Source organism: Oceanobacillus sp. CF4.6 (genome assembly GCF_051262635.1).
In the GTDB taxonomy this organism is placed as follows: Bacteria; Bacillota; Bacilli; order Bacillales; family Amphibacillaceae; genus Oceanobacillus.
In genome coordinates this window covers 1-438 of the sequence record NZ_JBIMEX010000040.1, presented here as the reverse complement: position 1 = coordinate 438, position 438 = coordinate 1, and the positions used below count along the sequence as shown (strand labels likewise).

Sequence of the window (438 nt, the reverse complement as noted above, 5' to 3'; positions counted from 1 at the left end):
CCAATTTTCATCATCCTCAAACGGAAAGTCACTTCTAAAATGACCGCCGCGGCTTTCTGTGCGTCTTAACGCAGCTTCCGTAATAAGGGAAGCAATAATGTACATAAAATAATTAGAAATAGATTGAATCCTATAATTGTCAAGCTTCCTTACATCATGTAAATGCAACTGCAAAAGCCAGTTTTTCTGTTCTTCCAATAACTCTTTCGAACGAACAATGCCCACCCTTTTCATCATCATATCCTTTAAGACTTTGGTATCTGGAAGAATTATTTCTTTTTCCTCAATAGATTGCATAGATTCCGACATCTTCGGAATTTGATATTTGATGCAACGTGAATTAATCCATTGTGCAAGCTTTTTCCCCTGATAAAGGCTTTCTAATAAGGAATTACTTGCTAATCGATTCGCACCGTGAAAACCTGTACATGCCACTTC

Annotated in this window: 1 pseudogene; it reads right to left on the bottom strand. The window is 37.2% G+C overall.

Annotated features, from left to right (window positions below):
• Positions 1 to 438 (bottom strand): annotated as a pseudogene (locus ACHABU_RS20695) (L-aspartate oxidase); the annotation flags it as partial.